This is a genomic window from Christensenella tenuis (assembly GCF_014287795.1).
Classification (GTDB): Bacteria; Bacillota; Clostridia; order Christensenellales; family Christensenellaceae; genus Christensenella; species Christensenella tenuis.
Window position 1 is genome coordinate 296,490 of record NZ_JACOON010000003.1, and the last position, 22,348, is coordinate 318,837.

Below are 22,348 nucleotides of genomic sequence, written 5' to 3' on the forward strand. Positions count from 1 at the left end.
TTCCTCCATAGATTCGATAAAAAATTTGATACTCTCTTTCTTTATGTAGATATACGCAAATCTCAAGCCGGATGTGCTATACATTTAGGGCGCCGTGTCATCCGAATTTGTGAATACCGGCATTATTCTAAAAAACGAAGACCGTTTAATATCTGCTCCAACAAAAATAATACTCCTTCTCCTCCAAAAAATGTTTTTGGCATTACGTCCATATAACCGAGCGACGGCAACGATACTTCTACTCCGCCAACCCGTTGCCCCGCGAGACGCATTTGCGCGAGTGTATTACCGTCCGCAAATACTATATGGGCAGGCGATGTAGCAATGGGATTATTCATAGCTTCTCCATATCCAATATCTTTAAGAAACGTACGTAACTTTTTTGCAAAAATTCCTTCGGTACCGTTAGTCACAACAACAGCGGACGGAATCATGCCAAGATAGGTAGAGAGCCATTTTGTTAACGCATATGCAGTAGAACTATCGGCGCATATCGAATATAACGCACCTTTAGGCAATCCCAGAAGCGAAGAATAGCGCGCTAAAAAAAGATATGCCCGTGCTCGCACCTTGTCCAATTCTTCCAATGCTCGTGAAGATTCCGCATTGAGCTTTTTGCAAACCTCAAGAATAAAATTTTCCGCAGCCTCGAACCCTATGGGGGCTCCTTGAGTAGGTATTATATAGGGAATTCCATATTGCTTCTGCATTTGTTTTGCCGCCCTCTCTCCATACTCAGGGTATATTACCACATTCAGTTCAGCTTCTGCTCTATGAGTAATTTTTTCTGCAGTATCTCCAGCGCACGGCGACGTAATAACACGAATTCCACAAAGTGCAAGCATTTTTTTGATCGTTTTCAAATTGTATTCAAAATGCTTTTGATAGATATGAAACCCTAACAAATTAACACTTTTTTTAACTGTTTGAGTGCTATTAGCAGGCAATGCCTCAAAAATTTTATCCAACGCATTTTGATACCCCTCTGCAAAACTTCCAGAATATCCCGTATTTTCTATCGCAAAACATGGCGCAGCTAAAAGTGTCTGTTTCAAAATCTGTGGTAGATCGTCTCCTATAAGAGCCGCTCCCGGAGAATTGATTACTGCGATCAGTCCGTAATCTTTAGAAGAAATGCTCTTGAGGACACGTATTAATTTTTCGCCGCTCCCATACACATAATCATAACCATCTAAATAAGTTGCCGGAATTCGCGGCTGCCCGAAATAGAATTCTTCCGCAAACTCCAATGGATCAAAAGACAGACACCGGCTGTATTGACCGTCTGATACAGCGCTATGGTAAAGTTTACATCCAGTTGGGCCATTAAGAACGACGCACGCGTCACGAATCCCTTCTACTGCAAAAATGGCTCCCGTCAAGCTATCAGGCGTTATATTTTTCATACAGTGCTGCATCATCTTTCCATCCTTCCTTAAGATTCATTCTAAAAAATTCGCCCCACCTGCCAGCCAGAGAAAGCCCGCTTAAAAATCCTGCTTGAGGGCAAAGCGGTATGGTATCCGTAAAAAAACTGCCTGTTAAATCTGTATTGGAATAATTACTGAGTAATATGTCCGGCTGCATCCGTGCTATATCTTTCTTACGGTTTCGAATATCATATTCTATGTTCAGCTCCTTTATTTCTGTTGTAAATTCTGTCTGAAACAAGTCGTCCTGTGAATAGTTTAATACACCTATGAATGAAATTTCCATTTTAAGATCAATGGCTGTTTTTAAAATCCAATCGATCTGATGGCTGTAAGTTATAATCATTAATTTTTTCCCTTGTAGGATTGGGCGAATTCGTTTAATCTCATCCCAATAACGTTCCTCCTGTCTCGCCACTATTCTCTCTGCCTCATCCGATCGGGAAAAAAAGCGTCCCAGCCAACGTACCCATTCTGCACTCTGCGACACGCCTACGGGAAAAGCCATGTCCATAAATAATGCACCGTATTCTTCCTGTAAAAATTTTTTCACAGCTCGTCCCATATAATCTTCATATGCAAGCAAGTTCAATTTTCCACGCATTAGATTCTTAATTGCATTGCTATCTGTCTTATATAGATAACGGCAGTTTATCGCAATCCCTAATGTATCCAGAACCTCTTTGACAAAATTGAAACTGGGATGTGTCGCTGTCGCCACTGTTTTTTCTGCAATAATATTAACTGTATATTCTTCCGCTTCAACATTTTTATCCACAAGATTATGCGCAATCTCTTGATATGCCATCAAGATACCTTGCAAATAATCCCCCTGTATATTTCCATCAGTAAGAATCGGTATAATTTTTGTGCAGTCATCTTCTAAATTCAAAACCATACCAACGTCATCACCTATAATGCCACTGGGACAAGTTGTCAATACAAAAATCACTTTAGGTTTTTGTTTTTTTACTTCAATAATTTTCCTCCGCAATTCCTCTGTTCCGCCAAAAATCATCATGCTTTCACGCATTTCAGATGATACAACCGCTGGGGCTACAGATGCGGGAAGTACGAGGCCGCGTTCCAGCAACATTTTTCGTCCAAGCGAAGTAATACTTTGGTAGGTAATATGCGCACAGCTTACCGGTCCATGCGCTACACATATTGCATCCTGTACTTGTGCACAAATGCTCATGGCGCCGCTAAATGCGCAACCACTGAGCGGTTCACGTGAAATGAGATTTTTGGAATAAATTATATTATTTTGTTTCTTCCCCTCCTTTTCTGCTACTGAAAAATCAACCGTTTTTGCAGCGGCTCCTCTAAATACTTTTGCATTCAGCACTTTCTGTTCCAAAATTTCATCCGGCAATGGTTTTGCCTGATATAAGATTGATTGGTTAGTGATCGTGTTTGCTAAATCCAAAAAATCTGCAGCTATATCCGTGTCCGGATATTTTTCCACAAGGCACCGATTTTCTTTTTCACTGTTAGTAAATAAATCGCTGCGCGGAAACTGCATCAGAACCGGCAGTCCGACAGCTTCGCTAAATCGCTTGATATTTTCCTGTTCATCTGCAATTCCCCTCGCATTAAAAATCAATCCGCCGGCGCGACTTTTTTCAGTATCATAATTTTTTAGTCCTCTCAGGATATTATTGGCAGCGTAAATAGACATGAATTCGCCTGATGTAATGATATATACCCGATCGGCATACTCTCTTCGAAGAGGAACTGCAAATCCTCCACAAACAACATCTCCTAATACGTCATAAATAATTGAATCATAACAATAATCTTTTATATGGAGTCGTTCCAACATCTCAAATGTTGTCAGTATTCCCCTGCCCGCACATCCCACTCCCGGTTCTGGTCCTCCCGCTTCCACACAGTGAATCCCATATACGCCTTCATACACAACGTCATGCAAACGATATTGATCCGGCGGCGTACGTTTCATATAGGAAAGAACCGTCTCTATCAACTCACCATGCAACAAAAGACGAGTAGAATCGTGTTTAGGGTCACAGCCTATCTGCAGTATTCGTTTACCTCTCTGCGCAAGAGCAGCAGATATATTAGCTGAAATGGTTGATTTTCCTATACCACCTTTTCCATAAAGTGCAATTTCTGCCAAAATAAACTCCCTCCTCTTATACTATTCTACAATCGTTTTAAGAACTAACCGAAAGATAATATATGACTTATTTGCGTCCCATTCGATATATCAGTAGATACTTTTCTTTTTCCATTTTTCATCGCGGAACGAAGTGCATTTTTCAATATCAAGAATAACATGTAATAAAAAACATCATGCAAAGTTAGTTTCCCGCCCAAATTCTATCGCGCGACATCGTGATGTTATTTATTCGTAGATCCACATGAAACTATGAACGGCCAAGAGCGGTATTATATGTAATAATGAGTCCAACAGGTTTCATTCCTTGCTGAATTAATCTGTACATTGCCAAAATATTATCTTTGCCGCCGCTATAAGGGAACACAAATTTTTTATTTTTCAAATCCATAATCATTCTCCTATAATCTTTAAAACATGGTTAATATCAATATTTTCTTTCACGGAATTTGCCAATTTATCAAACTCCGCTTCCATATATTCCCGATAACTCATATGGGTAATTAGCTTTTCCATCAAACTTTTTTCTGTTTTAATACTTCCATTGTCAACAAGACTATCCTCATCTTCAATATTAACATCTATTTGAGGCAGAACCCCTAAAACTGGACAATGGGTAATATTTTCTAAAATATCAATTCCAGACTTAAAATGCTCTTTATATCCATGAAATTTATTGATCACAATACCTTTGACAAGTGTTTTTTCCTTTTCCTCAAGCAGCATCATCGTGCCGTAGACGGAGGCAAATACACCCCCTCTGCTAATATCCGTCACTAAAATAACAGGGCAATTTGTTCTGGTTGCAAAGCCCATATTAACAATATCGTTTTCTTTCAAATTAAGTTCTACCGGGCTTCCAGCGCCTTCCGCAATTACAATATCAAATCTATCGATCAGATGGTTATATGCGTGTAGAATACTTTCCAACAATCTTTTTTTTAATTCATTGTATTCGAAATTTTTTAAATATCCAATTGGCTCACCATTTAAAATCACTTCTGAACCCGCAAGATTTGTAGGCTTGAGCAAAACAGGATTCATATTCACATCAGGTTCTATCCCGCATGCATAGGCAGCAATAGCCTGTGATTTCGCCATTTGCAAACCATTTTCTAAATAATATGCATTCGAAGACATATTTTGAGCTTTAAACGGAGCCACAGAAAATCCTTCCTGTTTGAGCACTCTGCATAATCCTGTGACTAATGTTGATTTTCCCGCTCCAGACGATGTGCCTTGTATCATGATAGCTCTTCCCATACTTCCGAAAACTCCTCCATATAGCAGCCTATATCAATGTTATAAACAATTTCAATACATTAGACTTTAACGCATGTACCGATTGATTTTCCCATCTAACATCAGCGAGATATTATTTAATAACTAAATTAGAATTATACAGAACACCAATAATGGTGGTTTTTTATTGTTATCGCCCATTTTTTAGAAAAATAATTTTTGAAACTAATTTCGCTTTTGCGATGACTCCTCCGGCTGATCGTCAAAAATTTCAGCTAATTTAATTCACTACAAAGTGCTTGTGCCGCCTGCGTCGTCTGCTGTGCTACGACAAGATGCCTGCCTCACTGCACAAAATCAAAATAGCCTCTTCCAACTTTTCGGGTTACCGCCTCGCTTACAACAATAGATTCCGTTTTGGATTTTCATTCAATTCTTTTACTCATCTCAATGTATAAATCGCTCTGCATGTCAACAAAATTTCTTATTATTTACAAAACTATTTACATAAATTTATGTATTTTACAATAACACATATAATTGATATATGCATTGTAATTTTATATTCTTTTTTACACTTATGTAAAATAAAAAGTCATTAGTCACAAATCCTCTTCTGTAGCAAACAGATTTTTCATAAAAATTTTCCTGTTATATGGTAAGACGAATAAGGTAGCACTAAAAGTAATGAGCAACAGGATACTAAAAGAATGAACCATCTTATATAAGAAAAAAGAGACATATTCACCGCAAAATTTCTGTTGCTCCTATAATATCGTTAGGGTATCAAAATGAGCCTTATTCGCTATTATTGCTCACTCTTGGAAACTATGGGCTTTATCATGCTTTCTGTTTTCCTCACTTCGTACCGCGTTATGAAATTTTCTCCAAAAGAAATCCTTATCCAATAACTATATTAGGGGCCTTACAGCGGCCCCTTTTTAATTATACATGCGGCCTTGCATATAAAACAGGTTCTCCCTGTACAGATACCTCGCGATATACAACACCGCCCGCCGATGGCGCCGCTTCAACCATCATGCCGTTTCCTGCATAGATCGCCACATGTCCAATCGCCATAAACCGGTCTTTTACCCGGCTGCTGTTCGGATAACTCCAAAAAATGAGGTCTCCGGGCAAAAGCTGGCTTGCGTCGATCACCTTATTGTTCTCCACGCAATACCGCGCCTGTTCTGCAGCCGTCCACGGTATCCCGATCCCCGCCTGTGCATACGCCCATTGTGTCAATCCCGAGCAATCGATGTAATTTCCCTGCCCGCGGAGTTCCATACTGTATGGATCCCCTAATCTCGAGAGCGCGTATTCCACGATGGAGGTTCCGCGCGTACCGGGCGGTAATTTAGCTATGATTACAGAAATGTCCCCGTGTACCCCAGTATCGACTGTTCCGATCCCGAGTTGCTTCCAAAGCGGTGTATTTTCCGCACTCATCAAAAATACAAGCGTTTCTTTTTGCTCCTCATTCATGTTGTATTTTTCTTCCATTTGGATCCACCGCATATTTGTCACACCAATATCGGCATAGGCTGTTGTTTGTCCGTCTGTATTTTGTGCCGTATAGGCAGAGACCGTGACCGGGTTCATTTCAAAAAACAAATCGCGCAGCTTGATCACATCTTCTTCTCCAAATGCTACCGCTCCTCGTCCTTCCGAAACATGTGTGACCGCATATACGGCGAGCACATCCCTCCAATTGTCTACACGGCCGCCCATATCTCCGGTGCTGCTTCCGTAATTCACTTCTACAATATATCCCTTTTCCTCATATTCCCGGCGCGTATCGCGTATCTGTGAAAACCATTCATTTTCTATCTCGCGTATCATATCACTCACCTGATTTGGGTTATCTGCGTTATTGGAGAAAAATATCCCTGCCGGTGAAGATGACAAGTCTGCCAATGCCATAATCACGATCACAACGATCAGAATCACGACCGCAATGACGGCAGCAGGCGCCAGCGCTATTTTAGAAACAGCCGCCGCGCTTTTTCCCACCGCTTGTATCCCTTTCCGTGCCACCGACACCGCGCCTTTTCCCGCTTTATTTTTCGCCGTCCTTACTGCTGTTCGTTTCATTTTCTGTTGGGCTGCTTTATGCGACTGTATCCGGCGCGCCTTATCAGCCGCTCCTTTTGGCGTTCTCAAGTCGTTCTCCATATCATAGCCTACTGCTGTTCTATTGATCGACCGATTGCTTTCCCGTATCTTTCCGCACAGAAAGTTCTGTATCCCCCTGCCCGCCTGATCCAGCGCGTTTTCAGTATCCTCAGCCAATTCCTTTTGTACTGCCTGCTCCGGCTGTGAATCGTAGTGCTTGCGCGCCATCTTACGTGTTATAATAGAAAGAGCGGCCTGTGTATTTTGCAGGCCGCCCTTTCCCGTCCGCTTGGGGCGCAGTATTTCAAGCTCTTCCTCCCGGTTTCTCACATTCGGAGAGAGATTGGAATATCGTTTTCCGTTTTCGATCCCCTTTATAATATTCCTTGCCTGTTCGCTCTTATCCAAAATCGCCGACCTCCTCGATCTTCGTTGTCATGACGCGATACAGCTTCGTTTCCGTATCGATCCGGCCGTCAAATGGGATCAAGGCGGAGCCGCAGCGCATCAATCCGCACCCCGCCGGCGCGTTCGTGATATACCCCATTTGCGTACTGGAGATGTCGAGCAGTTCTCCCAGCTCTTTGCGGTCTGCGTCCGATTGATTATACAGCATCAGAAATTCCGAATTGGAGAGCATGTCCCGTCCATATTCCGACCGCAGCAGCGATGAAACATTCTGACTTACTGAACAGATCAGGCAGCCGTATTTGCGCATCCTGCGGTAAAACGCGTCAAAAAATTTAGCAGTATATTCCTGACGGTACATCCACCAAAATTCATCGATATATACCCAAGTGCGTTTTCCGAGCGAGCGGTTGAGCGCTACCCGGTTTTGGATCGCGTCCAGAACGATCGTCATGGCAAGTGGTTTCAGCTTTTCGCCCAGATCGCGGATATCATAACAAAGAAGCCGCGACGCTGTATCCACATTGGTGGGCTGCGCGAACATATTAAGGGAACCCAGCACATAAAGCTCGAGACATGCGGCAAGATCCCGCGCTTCATCTTCCGGTTGTTTCTTGATCAGCTCATATAAGTCTTTTAAGGTTGCCTGTCGTTTCCTGCGCCCGTTGAGCACATTTGTCAGGAGGCGGTGCGAGCACCGGTCTATGATCGTCTGCTGCTTTGGGCTCACATTGCCTTTCCCAACCGCCATTTCAACAAGTGTCAAAATAAACTCACACTTTATTGCAACCGGATCGTCACCTTTCTCTACATACTGCATCATGTCCAGTGCATTGATATGCATTTTGGAACCTGCCGAAAGGTGAACGAACTCGCCTTTAAACAGATCGACTATGGGGAAGGCCTCCCTCTCGGGATCGAGAATGATGATATCATCTTCAGTGCCGAGGATCACATTTTCCATTTCCATTTTATATCCCATCGACTTGCCGCTTCCGGTCAATCCAAGATAGACCGAATGCGGAGATTGGTTTTTGCGCCTGTCCGCGATGATAAGGTGCTTGGTCATTCGGTTCTGTCCGTAGCATATCCCGCCTTTGTCCCATATCTCCTGTGACACGAACGGCATAAGCGTCGAGACGTTTTCCGTTGTCAGCGTCCGCAGGGAATCCATGTACCATAATCCATAAGGCAGAACAGTATTGAGCCCCTGTTCCTGCCGGTACATAGCCGTCTGGAACCGGCACATTTTCTGTTGGCCGATAGAGATCAGCGTTTCCGTATCGTTATCCAGTTCTTTCAGGGAATCCGCCATGTGGAATAAAGTGACCTGTGCCCAGACGATGCGTTGGTCATATTCCTTGATGAGCTTTATAATATCCGTAAGTCCGTTGCGTTTTTCGTCCAGCCGCAGCGGGACAGTCGCGTTATAGTTCCCCTGTTCATTTGCTTTTTTAGTACTGTTGGCGATCTCTGTTTCTATGGAAAGCAGCTTGCGCTGTACTTTTTGTAAAGAGTCCTCTTTCGATTTAGAGATCATGTCGATAGACAGCATCATCTCTTTCGGTAAATTCATCAGTTCCATAATAAGCGTATCCTGCAGATCCGCAGGATATTCTCCCAAAAAAAGAACGCGTCCGTAACGTTCGCCTATCTTAAAATAATTGTCACGAAATTCCATACCGTCCGGCGCGATATAATCGCGTATAGTGTGGCCCCGTTTATGAAGCAACTCTTCCTCTAAACGAAACTGTTCTTCCTCCCCCGGGCGAAAAAAATCATGAAAGAATTTGAGCCGCTCAAGCGTCTCCAGCCGTTCGTATCTGCTGCCAATCTTTCCGAACGCGCTTCTAAGCGTGCTTTCCATACGTGTGAACCACGGTTGTGCATCTTCCGCTTTCCTGCGGTGCGTCGTGACTGTGACATACTTTTCCTGTGTGATATGATTCGTGCCTTCTGTCGCCCGGCGTCTGTTCATGGTATTGATCTCTTCCCTATATTCGTCAAATCCATCCTTCTTCATCGGCAGGTACAGTTCGCTTTCAAACGCCGCTTCCTTGACTTTCCGGTTCACCAGTGTGACTTTCAATAGTTCGTCAATATCAAAAGCTTTGAGAAGCTCCTGATAACCAGCGAACAAAAATCTCTTTTCATCCGGCGCGGCTGCCTGATAGTTGATATCTGTAAAACTCCCCATCATAGAAAATTCCCCGTTATGCATGAAAATGCCGCCCGGAAAGACATCTTTGATCGGAATGCTTCTTTGTACAGACTTCGGTCTTTTATATACCGGTTTGCTTTGTTTCGGTTTCCACGGTTTCATTTTAATTGTATGATCCTCCTATTCTTCCTGCTTCATTTCCCCAACAATCCCATCCTTCCGTCTCTGACCGTGCGAATAGTTCAATGGCGGGAATATCTTCTCCCATCAGTAATTTTATTTTTTCTCTGACGGCCAAAGGCTTCTCGCTATGCTTTCCTAATGGCGCAATGATAAGCTGACTAATATTCGCCTGCTTCCTTTTGGGCTTCCCATGAGTGCCGAGCAGACAGCACTCCGAATTGCCACGTGTCCAATAGCCTAAACCGAGCACAAATTTATCTGTCTGCTTCGGATATGTTTTGAGCCATTGAAACGCAAGTGTCTTATATTCAAATCCCCACGCACGTATCACCCGCAGACCTTCTAATAACATCGGATAAGTCACCCACAAAAAGAGAATACTATTTCCGGTAATAATGTCTTCTACGGGAAGATTACAAATATCACCCAAACTCATTGTTGGATAATGCTTCTCACAAGCTCCCCTGCATCCACGATTATCATATCGCCACGGTGGATCAGCATAAACGATCCCATATCTTTTATCTGTAGCAAAAATATCTGTAAAAATAAGCCTATTCCTCCTTTTTCCTTTTTGTGGAATATTCCTTTTCCGCAATAGCCTCGTATAAGGTATTTTCCGCAATATACCAGCGTTTTCGGTGAGACAGCAGTTCACTTTCCAGCCATATCGCAAGGAAGCGCTCCAGTGACATTTTATGCGGCTTTGCAAATGCAAACAGGAAGCACGGGAGTCCACAGCCGATCGCTAAATAGCTCGCTTCCTGTATCGAAAATAGTCTGGCAGCCCAAAAATATGCCGCTGCGGTGAGAATGATCCCAACCGCGCTCAATATAAGCTGCCGGGCTGTCATACCCGCCAAGATATTCTCCTCGTATTCTCCAATATCCGTAATTACTGACGTCTGCATTGTTACACCCCCAACATTTCGCGTATCATACGGTTTGCCGATGTTACGATCGTCACCAGCATGATCGATTCGATCATCACCTGAAATATATAATTGATCATAGTATTCCAGTAAGTAAAATTGGGATTCGTATTTCCCGCCTCCCATGACGGAAAGATAAACGCGCTGCTCGATACTAAAGCTGAAAAAATAACGATGGCAAGCGCGATCACACAGATCTCCATGCATACGGCTGCGTAGGCTTTCAAAAAATGTTTCCCGGTTTGGCTCGTTTCCGGACTCCCAAGAGAGGAAAGCGGGATCGGCGCCAATGCCGAATAGATATATACACGGAAAAACCGCAAATATACTGACACTACAAGAATGATCCCGCAAAACCACATAATGAGATTCCCGATCAGTGCAAGCACGAACATCGGTATGCTCTGGAAGATCGCTCCAAGCCGTTCCCACCATGCCGCCTCCTGCATATTGTTTACTGCGTCGATCACTTCCTGCGGGACCTGCGCCGCCTGATAATCCATCGAATTTTCGAATATCTGTGCATTGATCCCCAATGAGATATTGATCGCAAAATTTAGAATCTGGATACCATAATCGATCACCAGCTTCACGATCAGAAAACGGACGATCCACCCAATGACTTGCTGCAAGCTAAGGTCTTTAAAATTGCTCGTTGTCTTAAAAAATGTCATCAGGAAAAACAAAATAAGCAGCCCATATCCGATTCCCTGCATACCCCGGTTCACTTGTACGACTACATCCCACACTGCGCCTCCCCCAAAAGCATCCGGCGCAGTATCGAGCAGGGTCCGCACATCGGAAAAGCAGTTATTCAGGAATTGCTGACCCGATTGGATCAGCCATAATACACCGCTTTCCAAGTCTTACACCCCCTTTTCCATTCTGCTGGTTCAAATTGTGTCATACTGCTACTCCAATCGCATCCAGTACAAAGCGGATACCTACCATGATCGCACCGCCCGCAAGAAACAGGATCGCGTTGGTGCGCTGCGAGGCGTCCTGGGACTTCAATGCAAGCGCAAGCTGCACCCCACCCCAAATAAGAGCGATCACGCCTACTACCGTTACAATGGAAAGAATGAATTCCACTAAATTGTTCATCGCCTCGAGCGGATCCATTCCTTGTTGGATATCTACGGCAAATGCCGTTGTCGTAAAAGAAAAGGCGGTCAATAGGATGACCGCCATAATGATGAATTTTTTGATTCGTTTCTTCTTATTCATGTTCTCCTCCTGAAATTTGCTTTCGCGTTTCCTGCTGTTTTTCTCCCGCCCGTTTTTCCGCGTCCCTTTTAAAAATATATGGCGGTGCGCCTCCCTGCTGTGCGAGCCGGATATTCGGGTGCGTCATCAGGTCGTATTTTCGGTCAATGACAGGCTTTTCATTGGCGATAAATACAAGACAGTCTCTCCGGTCAAGTTCACGTACTTCCCCCGGCGTCATCAGTTCTCTGCCTGTTATATTGATGTTTGTATTCAGGCTGTTCGCGGATTTTCCATAGGTATCATAACGGATGGTCGCTTTGGAAAGTTCTTCCGAGATATATTTGTGTGTGCTTTGCTCATTTGTTCCGAGATAGACCATCACGTCGCAGCACCCGGTTATATTTTCCCAAGTGTCCTTGAACAATCCCTTGAGCTGCGCGATATTCTGGATTATGATATTCAGGCTGAAATTCCGGCTGCGGCAAGTGGAAAGCACCTTTTGTCCGCCGTCGTTCGCCTGACCGGAAGAGATCGATATGTTTGCGTATTCGTCCAGAATGAACCTCACATGACGCGGCAGCCTTCCGTCCGGCCTGCTGTCAGCGATATACTCCAGTTCCTGAAACATTTGTGTATAAAGCATACTCGCAAGCCAGTCAAAAGACGGATCACAGTCCGATGTAATGCAGAATAGCGCGACTTTTTTATCTGCCAGATCACTAAAATGCAGTTCATCTTCCGAGGTAAGATCGATCACTTCCTGTATCCCAAACACAGACAGCGCGACGCCTGTCATTACAAGTATGCTTTTGGCTGTTCTGCCCGCAGATAGCCGGTACATGTCGTATTGGCGGCAGGCTATATGATTTGGCTTTTCCCGTTTCAGTTCCTCAAACAGCATATCCAGCGGACTTTTACCTTTTTCGTCCTGCGGATTGACCGCATACCGCAGCATTTCAGCCATCATTGCAAAATTCTGCTCGTACTCCGGCGCTTCATACCACAGATAAAACATAAGAGCCTGAAGCAGGGCTATCTCCGCTTTCTCCCAAAACGGATCGGAATTGTGAGCGTCCTTTGGCGTAGTGTTCCGTATAAAGTTTGTGATCAGGGATATGACGTCGCTGTCTTTACGCAGATACCGGAACGGATTATACCGCATTGAATTTTTCATATCTATAAGGTTCAGAACGCGCACTTCATATCCCATTTTCTCCATTGCATATCCGACACTTCGAAGTGTTTCTCCTTTGGGATCGCACGATACATAGCTTATATCTCCTCCACTGAGTAATCCCGGAAAACAAAAGCCCCTGCTTTTACCGCTTCCACTCCCGCCGATCACCAAAATATTCAGGTTATGCTGATGCCGGTACATATCCAGCCCTATCGCAAGATTTTGGGAAAGGATGATATTCTTCTCCTGCATATATTTTTTTTGCAGGAGCCTTATATTCGCAAAACCGGCATTGCCGTGCTCTTTTCCATGCATATACGTTCCTGCGCGAAACAGATAATTGGAGAGCAATATGAGCCATATCACGATAGCTGCAATGATAAAAGCCGCCGTATGATCGGCGGCTCTGAAATATACCGGGTTGGCGATATTCGCTATAAGGTTCTGCCGGAAGCGTTCAATGGGTTGATCCAGTTCATAGCTCATAGCAAGTTTTCCTGCAAACCAGATCATTCCTCCCAGAAGCACGCTCCATAAGATCACGGAGGACTTTAAACTCTTTTTGTCTATCACAGCTGTATCGCCTCCATCTCATTTCGGGTGGGGAGCAGGTCCTTTAACTCGGTTTTCTTCCCTGATATATCCTTTAGGATTTTTCCTTTCTCCCGGAACAACTGCTGTGCATCTTCTTTTGAATATTCTTCGAGATAGCTGAAATCTATCCGCCCGGCGTCGAGCCCATATTTAACGGAAAGCGCATAGGTCACACTATCTGCCCGGAAGCGGTTTGTTTCCCTTACATATTTTGTGCCCTGCTCTTTAAAACAACGGCCATAGATTGCTTCGCGCTGCAGCGCTTGAAACTCCTGTTCGGGCGTAAGTCCGCGTTTTAAAAATATCTTCTTCTCTTCCGGTGAAAACAGCGCGTCGTTCTCCAAATCGTCTTTCAATTCAGTAGGATACTTATGTTTAAACCGTTTATTTGCTTCGAAAAGTTCATCTTGTGTCAGTCGGTCAAAATATTTTCCGAATCCCACCGCTTTTCCGTTTGTATCCTGCACATCATACACCGTTGTTTCAATAAAATGCGTTTTTCCCGATTCCGTTTTAGCGGGACGTATAATTGTAATACCATGCGCGTCTTCCGCAACATTCCTGCCAATCTCATGCCACCTTGTTTTAGACATGACCATCGTTGCCTCCGGATACTGTTCATATATCTTTTCCTTGTTTCGCGCCGAGTAGTCGTATAGGACTGCCTGCATCTCCAGATAGGCCCTCCAGTTATCCGGCGTCAACGCTTCGCCGTCACTCCGATTGATTGCTCCGATCGTTTCCCGGATTTGCTCTGTATCCATGTGGCTGATCACGCAATCCACCGGCGCCGCTTCTGCTTCCTCGAGCAATTCTCTGTTATGTTCCAACTTTTCAAGAGTGCTTTTCCGTATTCCCTCGACTGCAAACTCAGAAAGCGGCTTATCTGCCTCAACCAAATTCATTCGTTTGACGATTTGATTGTATTTGGCAAGATCCCCACTCCTGAATATAACATCCGTCATATTTTGCTCCGGGTTTTCCGCTGTTGCATATAATATCCCATACTCCCTGACATGGCTGACAAATTCGTCCATCCGTTCCTTCGGTATACTGCCAACCATATAGGATTCGCCTGTGCGCAAAAGTTTTTTCAATGGTATTTCTCCCATATATACTTTATGCTTTTTGATTGCGGCGGCAAGAAATATTAAGATCTTTCCGCTGCCTTGTCCGATACGCAGCATAAATTCCATACCCTGAAAAATATACCGTCCTACTTCTCCTTCCAATTTTTATCACCTCAGATTCCGTCTTATAGTTCAACATCTCCCGCTTCCGCTCTGTATTCATAGGTCCCGGATTCTTCGGAATAACCGAGTCCATATTCGCTTAATTCTATTCCGCGTATATCTGCTGCCAATTCATACGCATCTTTTGAGTTGGCGGCAGGAATATTTTCATATATTACCTGACCGTTCATATAGATCTGTTCTCCCACATTATATCCGATATCCTCATCAGCCCATCTATATGCGATTGTTTGGTCATTAAAATGCTCGGATAGTTTTTCTATTATCTTCGGAACACTGCTCCAAGCCGTATTAAAACTTATTCTATCTGTACATTGTTCGATTGGGGTACAATCGTATGCATTCCATTTCGTTCCCCAATGATCGATGCACCACTCATACCAAGTCGGTGCTCCATATTTGCGAATATTTTCATAATATTTTCTCCCCCGCTCTAACATCTCTTTATATTCTTTTAAGGGCTTCCCACATTTTCGCGCTAATTCTTCGGTAGTACATATTTTTTTATGTTCTTGCAAAGATTGTATATATAGCTTTAAACACTCATCACCCTTTGAGCTTGATTCCACGTCTAATTCTTCCGGCATGGGGATCAGCTTGTTAAAATCCACACTCCCAAGCTCTTTTCCATCGCAGCGTAAAAATTCAGCGATTTTCATTAATCTTGATTGAGATCGGTCATCTCGAAATATATAAATCTGGTTCCTAATGTGATTTGGCATATTTTTCTCCTTAAAGTTCAATATCTCTACTGTCTGTTTCAAATTCCTGTTCTATATTGTCCTTGTTAATATCGTTCTTGGCTGTTTTCTGCTTCAATAAAATGTATTCTTCTTTGCGGTCATAAATAACGAGCAGATGTTCCGCTTCCCATCCGGCATATACGATCCTGAATTTCTCTTTTTCCCGTGCGGCCTTAATGATTTTCCGTACGTTTTCAAGCGTGTCCATCCTTCCGCTGTGCATTTGCAGGCTTTGTATAAGGTCTTTACGTTTAAGTTCATCTGAGTATTTTTTTATACCGGGATCATCCGAACATTTCTTATACAAATTCTCTATGGCGCTTTTCATTTTGTCAAACGCAGGATAGGTTACAACGAAATCGTCTAAAAATCTATATATCGTGACCTTTTTGATCTCTTCTTTTGGAATATTCTCGTAAAGAGACTCTTTTATGCGTTCAGCCGGAAGACGTCTTCCCGTAGGAAAAATATAGCATTGCCGGGCCATCGTGTTCAGTTCTACATAGACCATACAGCAATTTGGATGCTTTTTCTCCGCCTTTCTAAAATCTTTTTCTTTTGTATACAGGGAAAATAACTCACTGATAAACCATTCATCTAAAATCGGTCCGTGCTCATCCCGTGTCTTACAGCATTGGTCGTCGTTTTTTGCGATAAACCAATTCACATACGGAGGTTTGCCCGTACCCGCATCGTGCACATCGCAAATTCTTTTATTTTCAAAATATATTTTCGCATTATATCCTCCGCCGTCCGGGGTATCAAATTCTTTTACTGCTTTCATGGAATAACCATTTATATTCATTTTGCATCCTTTCTGCTTTACCGCTCGAGGCTGTTATCTGCCTTTTTCTTCTGTTTCCGTCCTTGTTTCATAAATAAAAGGTTATTATTTATGCTCTTTGTCCCTTCTATCACCTCCCCGAGGCTTCTTTTAGCTTTTTTCAGCCTTTGTATCTCTTCTCTGTTTTTAGAGATCGCCCCAATAAGTGCGATCCGCGTTTCCCGTATAGCCTCTATGTGATCTGCATACCCACTCTTTCGTATTACTTCTTTTGCCTGTTCAAGCATGACCCGGCGTTCTTCGTCTAATTTGTCCGGTATCTCACTATATCGCTCATAAATGCTATGCGCTTCAAATAACGGTTTAAATTTTCTTCGGGCTCCACGCAGCCTATATTGCTCCGATTGGAGCTTTTTTAATTGTTCATTGACCTGTTCAAGCGTTTTGACCACCTCCGATAGTTTTGTAAAATGATTTTTTGTAACAAAAGCAAGCTGCTCTTTCATCCGGTAAAATTTTCGGTATTCGCTGATCGGTAGTTTCACATCATGTGGCTTTTGCCGTAGTTTCCCGAGCAGAAAAAGATAATAGATATACAGCGCTTCTATGCCTGACAACTTTCTTCTCGGATAACGTTGCTTTGTGTAATACCGCTTTGCTTTTTTTACAGGCATCCGCCGTTTATCATGAGCGACCGCCGCATATATCCTTTCCGTTGGATATCCGAGTGTGCTCAGCCGCATGAATTTTCGAGCGTCCGGCGCTCTGATTTTTGGGTGCGTAACCGCTGCGTCTACTTCATATCCCATATCCTCTAAATTTATGTAAAATCCGGCCAATGAAAAAGACTTGCCGATGCAAGTCTCGATATCGTCCTTTACGATCTGCCGAAGTGTTCTGCCGCCGGAATGCCTGCGCAAATATTCTTCATATGTCATATTCTTGCCGTCTATATACTCGATGACCGATAGGCCGTTCTCCCTGCACAATTCATCACTGATCCCCCGCAGTTTTTCATAAAAATCCCCACGACTGATATGGAATTTCTTCCCTGTTACACAGGACACTGAATTGATAATCAGATGATTATGGATATGCTTCCGGTCAAGATGTGTTCCGATCACAACTTCAAACTCACTCAACCACCTTTCGGCATATTGTTTCCCAATCTGATGTGCAAGTTCCGGTGTTACTTCACCAGGCCTAAACGACTGGATAATGTGATAAGCAATTCTTCCCGTCTCCTTTCCAAAACGCCGCTTCGTCGCCATCATGGCTTGCGCTGCTGTTTCCGGAACACAGTTGATCCCGCTGACAAATCTCGCTCCATCTATCGTTTTTTCTTTATTTTCCGCGTATGCCGTTAATGTTTCCAGTATTTTTGTCGGAGCAGCCGCATAATTGATAGCGTCTGTTAAATGCGCACTGCTTTTTATATTTCGTATTTTTGTATACGCCAAAATAGATTCCCTCTAAATTAAAAAAACGCCCCTATGGACGCTTTTATTCGTATAACCTTCAATAAACTTTCTTTTTCCATTATTTCCTTTTATCCATTTCTGTTTCTGCATAAGCGTTATACAGCATATTTATCAAGATATACCAACTCCTTAAACCTTAATGTTGTCTCAAGGTTATATCTTGCATTTCTATCTGTCAACACAAGCAACTTTCGATTTCATTTTCAATTTAAAAGTAGTTTTCGTCTATAGGGCTCTCATTTTCTCATCATATACTCTTTTTATTTCGTCCATATATTGCTCGATCCTCCTTATACTTTCAGGCGCTATCCGTTTATCCGTATTGGCAATATGCGCGATCTGATTCACATTGTTTCCGATCCGGTTCAATTCCGCATAAATTTTTCCGATCACATTCCTGTCGATCACTACAATACGGTCATTTGTCAGGCAGCATTTTCGAATCAGCCCGGCAACAGATAAGCCCGCCATCTTTGCCGTTCTTTTCAGTTGCAGATACTCTACGGTCGTCATTTTAAAATAAAATGGCTGCGTCCGTTTCAGCATATCGTCTTTCGCTCCATCAATATGTAATTTTTAGCAAGCGGCTATGCCGCTTGGGGTTTTAGGGGCGCGAGCCCCTGACAAGCTGCAAAAGTATATACTTTTGCGATGCTTGCAAAGGACATGTGGGTAGGGCTTCGCAGGCATGATTACTTTGAAAAAGGCAGCTTTTTCGTTCCATGAAAAAAGCGCCTGTTTCCAAACGCCTTTGTAAGGTGTATCTATCGTTCCGTTTCCCTGCTTTCAGCCTCTATGTCCGCCCGGTCCTGCTGCTTTTTCATTCCCAGCTCTTTCAACAGGTTTGCAGACTCTTGAAGCGCTTCACAGATCAAATAGATCATCAAGCTTTTATCCCTTTTGGTATCATATTCCCGAAACGCCTGCCGGTACTTGGATTTGTGGCTGATTGCAGCTGGTAATATCCCATGATTCATAAGCATTTGATTTAACAGGATACGTCCCGTCCGCCCATTGCCGTCCGCAAAAGGATGGATGCGCTCAAACTCGATATGGTATTCTGCCGCATGCTCCACTATTTCGCTGAAATCCGTGCTTTTGAAGCCGCAAATTTTTTTCAGATACTCCTGCATCAATTCAGGTACGGCCTGGTACTTCGGCGGATAATATACCGCACGGGCCGGATTCCCTACAAATATATTCTCCTGCCTGTATTCGCCGTAGGTGCCGCAGATGATCCCATTCAGTTTTTTGATCCATTCTTCCGATATAGCAAATCCTCGCGGCGACATTTCTTTAATTGCCCGGAACAGATTTTTTGCCTCCTGAAATTCAGCAAATTTATGACCGGCCGCAACCTCATCGTAATCAACAACCGCTATCGTTTCATCTAAAGAGAGCGTATTGCCTTCAATGCTGTTTGAGGACCAACAAAAACGATACTGGAATCCCTCATAAAAAGCGTTCCACACAAGCAGGTCCTTTTTAAAGCACTGCATGCTGTCAAGTCTTTCCCGCGTTTCCGCCAATTTTTTCTTTATATCATTTATGATCGCCATTTTTTCCTGCTCCCTTTGTATGGATTATACCATATCCGCTTTCCCGCTTCTACTCCTTAAACAATTACCTCAACAAGCACCTCTATGCAAGTTGAAATTTTATGTCAGATCACAACTCTAATTCCCACCTTTGTTTATCGCACACCGGAGCTCTTGCCGCTCGTGGGCGGCTTGGACGATTCCATGACTGTCCTCTTACATCACCCGTCTTATGCCACCCTGCCGCTTTATAACTTATTCCGGATTCTGAGTCGAGAATGTAACTTATTAGTCTTTTATATCCCATTGCTTGTGCAATTCTCCGTATGCGTCCAAGTAAAAATGTACATGCGTTTTGGGTTCCATCTGTACAGCAACGGACAACTTCCAAAGTCGTTCCATTGTCAAGATGTCTGGCCACAGGCCGTGCAGCCTGTATAACGCCTACAAGTATGCCGTTTGATAAACATCCGAGTCGGAATTTATCCCGATATACCGGTAAATGGTGTCTGTGTAACTTTCGAACAAATTCATTCGCAGTTCTAAGTTCAACCGGAACTGCCTCAAAGGGTTTGTGCCGTTTATAGTCCATATCGCCTCCGATTGTCTTTCAAAACCTGTTCCATATATGCAAGCGGTTTTTTCACGTCTCTTCGCGCGGTCTCCTCTATCACTTCAAACACTTCACTATATCCGTAATCCTCTATAAACCCATTCAGCCTGATCCTTTGCGCAAGATTCGGTTTATAAAAGAGACTGGTGAAGTGTTCATATACGTGTTTGGGCAAATAGTATTCTGAAATCTCACGCGCGCACGCTTCATCATCTTCATCTATACGATCTGTCTCTTTCTCTTGCTCTATCTCTATGTCACCCCCTGTCACTCCCGTGTCACCGTCCGTCACAAGCGCGTCACAATGTGACGGAAGCTGTTTTTGCTCCTGCTTTTCACGATATTTCCTCATGTGTGCCGCAGATGCGCTTTCAGAACCTATCATGTTCTGCAGGGCTGCCATATAAAATGTATCGTTATCCCATTGCTCGACCAATCCCATTTTTAAAAAAGCTGCGATCGAGAGCGAAACGACAGCTTCCGGCTCATCCAGATATAGGGCCAATTCTTCGGTTGCAGTCGGCAGGATCTTATCATACTTTATCATTCCCTCGTCCCGCAGGCCTTTTAGAAGCATTTTTAAATATACCACCACAATGCTGTCTCCTTGCGGGAGCTTTCGCAAATATCTGATACTTTTCTCATCAAAAAAATTTTCCTTGAGCTTCAGCCAAAAATACCGCTTCGATCCAGAATTTGTCTTCCCCATCTTTCCTCCTCCCGAGCAAAAGACGCTTGTTATGTCCCAATAAACACAAACGTCCTTTCGTGGCGCTCGCTGCTTTTAATCTTCAAAAAAATAACAGTGCTCTAATCTGCACTGTCCTTTTTTTTCGGAATAAAATCTGCATTTTTCACATTCCCTCGCTCCCGGCGTCCTGAGTGCTTTTTTAATATGTAATGGTATCTCGCGTGTTATGCGTTCTACCTCGTGCTTTTCCGTAAAATACATTCCATGCCCCTACCTCTCCAGCGAATGCTCTTTCCGCTTTTTCGGTACATAGTGCAATTCTTTGGGTATCCTTGCGATCTCATTTTTATCCCGGATATATCTCAGTTTTTTCTTGGGCTTCTCGCTGCTGAAACCGTCCAGTTTATTCCGGATCGATGTCTTTTTCGGCATTTCGTTTTGCCGGATCATCTCTTCCGCTTTCAAAAATACTTCTGCAAATGTATCCCGAGTATTTTTTCCTTTTGATGCAGCAAAACATAAAAGCTCCTTCATCTGTTCCGCCTTTAATTTTGGATTTGCAATGATCTCATATAAGGTCTCGTCAATACGGCTGTGGTCAGCGGAGGCGATCACAGCCCTTTGTTTGAAATCCAGATCCCGAACCAATTTATAATAGGACAATATCTGTGACATTTCCGCATACGTTAATTTTCCTTCTACATATTGACTGACTGTATAATGGATCAAATCTCTGTGCACACCTCCCAAAAAGGCCGCCCTTGTGCACGATAAGAAATATGATTTATGGGATTTGAGTTGTTCGTCCGCATAGGTTTCCGCAAGCTCCAGATTGTAGGTATCTTTAATCCACTCATGCATCAGTTCCATCTTGTCTGCGCTGAATTCAGGCCGCACATAAAAATCTATCGGCAATTTTTCCAGCTTTCCCTTTTGAATAAGCGCCATGATCCTTTTCATATCCTCCGCCGGGAGCTGCGGCCGTGCTATGACACGCGCAAACTCGGGCGGCGCTCCGCCCGTTATGGCTTCCTCGACCACTTCGCGTTGTTCTGCATTAAAGTCATCTAAATCGATCATCTTTTGCCTCCTAAATAATATATTGTATAGGACTCTGATTATTTCACCTATATTCTTAAATATCAGGTTCATATTCCGCAAAATTTCTTTCCGTGCTCTCCAATGATTTTGCAGATTTCAATTCGATCGCTTCTATTTTTTCGTTTTTCATTACGAATATTTGTGGCGCATAGAACATTTGCATATATTTTCCTCTATGCTTTTCGTCCAACGAAACAAAATCATCTTTACCAAGCCCGACAATAAGAAAATTGCCGGCTATAATATCTATGATCTGTCCATGATCGTCGTAAAGCGCCCGATTCAATGGCATTCCATTGATCTTGCCTTCATCATTGCATATAATCCCCACCGCATCATCAAATGGATAAATCGCTTCTATATATCCATCTACTTGCGCCTGCAGTGACTCTAAGCTGTTGTCGATCTCTACAAATTCCGGATATTTCATCGGTTCTACTCGCAATACTTGTATTTTATTCATATTTTTTCTCCTTTATGATCCTCTCAATTTTCTCCTGCTTAAGCAGTATCACTTCCGCTCATACACCATAAAAGAGACAGTATGAAC

21 protein-coding genes are annotated in these 22,348 nt (G+C 43.3%); all 21 read right to left on the bottom strand.

Features of this window, described 5'->3' with window-relative positions; genetic code table 11:
• Positions 1-122 precede the first annotated feature (122 nt).
• Entirely contained in the window at positions 123-1,421 is a 1,299-nt protein-coding gene (locus H8S18_RS07295) for a nitrogenase component 1 (RefSeq protein WP_207721688.1), read from the bottom strand.
• Positions 1,387-3,570, bottom strand: coding sequence for a nitrogenase component 1 (locus H8S18_RS07300; RefSeq protein ID WP_186857657.1), 2,184 nt, complete (start codon positions 3,568-3,570; stop codon positions 1,387-1,389). The genes H8S18_RS07295 and H8S18_RS07300 overlap by 35 nt, the downstream gene beginning before the upstream one ends.
• Positions 3,571-3,820: 250 nt before the next feature.
• A complete protein-coding gene (locus tag H8S18_RS07305; protein WP_186857658.1) occupies positions 3,821-3,961 on the bottom strand; it encodes a hypothetical protein in 141 nt (46 codons plus the stop codon).
• Between the two features lie 2 nt (positions 3,962-3,963).
• Positions 3,964-4,833 carry a cobyric acid synthase gene (locus H8S18_RS07310; RefSeq protein WP_186857659.1) on the bottom strand — a complete coding sequence of 290 codons (870 nt, stop codon included), beginning with the start codon at positions 4,831-4,833 and terminating at the stop codon, positions 3,964-3,966.
• 924 nt (positions 4,834-5,757) lie between these two features.
• Positions 5,758-7,338, bottom strand: coding sequence for a C40 family peptidase (locus H8S18_RS14635; RefSeq protein WP_243165089.1), 1,581 nt, complete (start codon positions 7,336-7,338; stop codon positions 5,758-5,760).
• Entirely contained in the window at positions 7,331-9,661 is a 2,331-nt protein-coding gene (locus H8S18_RS07320) for a VirB4-like conjugal transfer ATPase, CD1110 family (RefSeq protein ID WP_207721690.1), read from the bottom strand. Before H8S18_RS07320 ends, H8S18_RS14635 begins: the two co-directional genes overlap by 8 nt.
• Before the next feature lies 1 nt (position 9,662).
• Positions 9,663-10,220: an MT-A70 family methyltransferase gene (locus tag H8S18_RS07325; RefSeq protein WP_186857714.1), complete on the bottom strand. Its 558-nt coding sequence runs from the start codon at positions 10,218-10,220 to the stop codon at positions 9,663-9,665.
• 16 nt (positions 10,221-10,236) lie between these two features.
• On the bottom strand, positions 10,237-10,593 hold the full coding sequence (locus tag H8S18_RS07330; RefSeq protein WP_186857661.1) for a PrgI family protein: 357 nt from the start codon (positions 10,591-10,593) through the stop codon (positions 10,237-10,239).
• Between the two features lie 2 nt (positions 10,594-10,595).
• Complete coding sequence (locus tag H8S18_RS07335) at positions 10,596-11,477, bottom strand: hypothetical protein (protein ID WP_186857662.1); 882 nt, start codon at positions 11,475-11,477, stop codon at positions 10,596-10,598.
• Between the two features lie 40 nt (positions 11,478-11,517).
• On the bottom strand, positions 11,518-11,841 hold the full coding sequence (locus tag H8S18_RS07340; RefSeq protein WP_243165090.1) for a TrbC/VirB2 family protein: 324 nt from the start codon (positions 11,839-11,841) through the stop codon (positions 11,518-11,520).
• The gene (locus tag H8S18_RS07345; RefSeq protein ID WP_186857663.1) at positions 11,834-13,573 is read right to left on the bottom strand and encodes a VirD4-like conjugal transfer protein, CD1115 family; all 1,740 of its coding nucleotides are present in this window, start codon (positions 13,571-13,573) and stop codon (positions 11,834-11,836) included. The genes H8S18_RS07340 and H8S18_RS07345 overlap by 8 nt, the downstream gene beginning before the upstream one ends.
• Entirely contained in the window at positions 13,570-14,826 is a 1,257-nt protein-coding gene (locus H8S18_RS07350; protein ID WP_186857664.1) for a PcfB family protein, read from the bottom strand. The genes H8S18_RS07345 and H8S18_RS07350 overlap by 4 nt, the downstream gene beginning before the upstream one ends.
• A 23-nt stretch (positions 14,827-14,849) precedes the next feature.
• Complete coding sequence (locus tag H8S18_RS07355) at positions 14,850-15,569, bottom strand: DUF1281 family ferredoxin-like fold protein (RefSeq protein ID WP_186857665.1); 720 nt, start codon at positions 15,567-15,569, stop codon at positions 14,850-14,852.
• Between the two features lie 10 nt (positions 15,570-15,579).
• Positions 15,580-16,395, bottom strand: a complete 816-nt coding sequence (locus H8S18_RS07360) for a hypothetical protein (RefSeq protein WP_186857666.1) — start codon at positions 16,393-16,395, stop codon at positions 15,580-15,582.
• A gap of 17 nt (positions 16,396-16,412) precedes the next feature.
• On the bottom strand, positions 16,413-17,834 hold the full coding sequence (locus H8S18_RS07365; protein WP_186857667.1) for a relaxase/mobilization nuclease domain-containing protein: 1,422 nt from the start codon (positions 17,832-17,834) through the stop codon (positions 16,413-16,415).
• A gap of 246 nt (positions 17,835-18,080) precedes the next feature.
• Complete coding sequence (locus tag H8S18_RS07370) at positions 18,081-18,401, bottom strand: plasmid mobilization protein (RefSeq protein WP_186857668.1); 321 nt, start codon at positions 18,399-18,401, stop codon at positions 18,081-18,083.
• A gap of 218 nt (positions 18,402-18,619) precedes the next feature.
• Positions 18,620-19,414 (bottom strand): Fic family protein, encoded by a 795-nt coding sequence (locus H8S18_RS07375; RefSeq protein WP_186857669.1) that lies wholly within the window; start codon positions 19,412-19,414, stop codon positions 18,620-18,622.
• Positions 19,415-19,523: 109 nt separating this feature from the next.
• The gene (locus H8S18_RS15060; protein WP_407926959.1) at positions 19,524-19,985 is read right to left on the bottom strand and encodes an XF1762 family protein; all 462 of its coding nucleotides are present in this window, start codon (positions 19,983-19,985) and stop codon (positions 19,524-19,526) included.
• Complete coding sequence (locus H8S18_RS07380; protein ID WP_186857670.1) at positions 19,975-20,715, bottom strand: phage replisome organizer N-terminal domain-containing protein; 741 nt, start codon at positions 20,713-20,715, stop codon at positions 19,975-19,977. Before H8S18_RS07380 ends, H8S18_RS15060 begins: the two co-directional genes overlap by 11 nt.
• 252 nt (positions 20,716-20,967) lie before the next feature.
• Positions 20,968-21,777, bottom strand: coding sequence for a hypothetical protein (locus H8S18_RS07385; protein WP_186857671.1), 810 nt, complete (start codon positions 21,775-21,777; stop codon positions 20,968-20,970).
• Positions 21,778-21,832: 55 nt separating this feature from the next.
• Positions 21,833-22,261 (bottom strand): DUF3846 domain-containing protein, encoded by a 429-nt coding sequence (locus H8S18_RS07390; protein WP_207721694.1) that lies wholly within the window; start codon positions 22,259-22,261, stop codon positions 21,833-21,835.
• Positions 22,262-22,348 lie beyond the last annotated feature (87 nt).

Excerpts from the sequence above, each read along its gene's own strand:
- H8S18_RS07320 (WP_207721690.1), bottom strand. The coding sequence starts at position 9,661 with ATGAAACCGTGGAAACCGAAACAAAGCAAACCGGTATATAAAAGACCG.
- H8S18_RS07375 (WP_186857669.1), bottom strand. The coding sequence starts at position 19,414 with ATGGCGATCATAAATGATATAAAGAAAAAATTGGCGGAAACGCGGGAA.
- H8S18_RS07390 (WP_207721694.1), bottom strand. The coding sequence starts at position 22,261 with ATGAATAAAATACAAGTATTGCGAGTAGAACCGATGAAATATCCGGAA.
- H8S18_RS07385 (WP_186857671.1), bottom strand. The coding sequence starts at position 21,777 with ATGATCGATTTAGATGACTTTAATGCAGAACAACGCGAAGTGGTCGAG.
- H8S18_RS07360 (WP_186857666.1), bottom strand. The coding sequence starts at position 16,395 with ATGAATATAAATGGTTATTCCATGAAAGCAGTAAAAGAATTTGATACC.
- H8S18_RS07370 (WP_186857668.1), bottom strand. The coding sequence starts at position 18,401 with ATGCTGAAACGGACGCAGCCATTTTATTTTAAAATGACGACCGTAGAG.
- H8S18_RS15060 (WP_407926959.1), bottom strand. The coding sequence starts at position 19,985 with ATGGACTATAAACGGCACAAACCCTTTGAGGCAGTTCCGGTTGAACTT.
- H8S18_RS07340 (WP_243165090.1), bottom strand. The coding sequence starts at position 11,841 with ATGAATAAGAAGAAACGAATCAAAAAATTCATCATTATGGCGGTCATC.
- H8S18_RS07310 (WP_186857659.1), bottom strand. The coding sequence starts at position 4,833 with ATGGGAAGAGCTATCATGATACAAGGCACATCGTCTGGAGCGGGAAAA.
- H8S18_RS07380 (WP_186857670.1), bottom strand. The coding sequence starts at position 20,715 with ATGGGGAAGACAAATTCTGGATCGAAGCGGTATTTTTGGCTGAAGCTC.
- H8S18_RS07355 (WP_186857665.1), bottom strand. The coding sequence starts at position 15,569 with ATGCCAAATCACATTAGGAACCAGATTTATATATTTCGAGATGACCGA.
- H8S18_RS07330 (WP_186857661.1), bottom strand. The coding sequence starts at position 10,593 with ATGCAGACGTCAGTAATTACGGATATTGGAGAATACGAGGAGAATATC.
- H8S18_RS07305 (WP_186857658.1), bottom strand. The coding sequence starts at position 3,961 with ATGGATTTGAAAAATAAAAAATTTGTGTTCCCTTATAGCGGCGGCAAA.
- H8S18_RS07295 (WP_207721688.1), bottom strand. The coding sequence starts at position 1,421 with ATGATGCAGCACTGTATGAAAAATATAACGCCTGATAGCTTGACGGGA.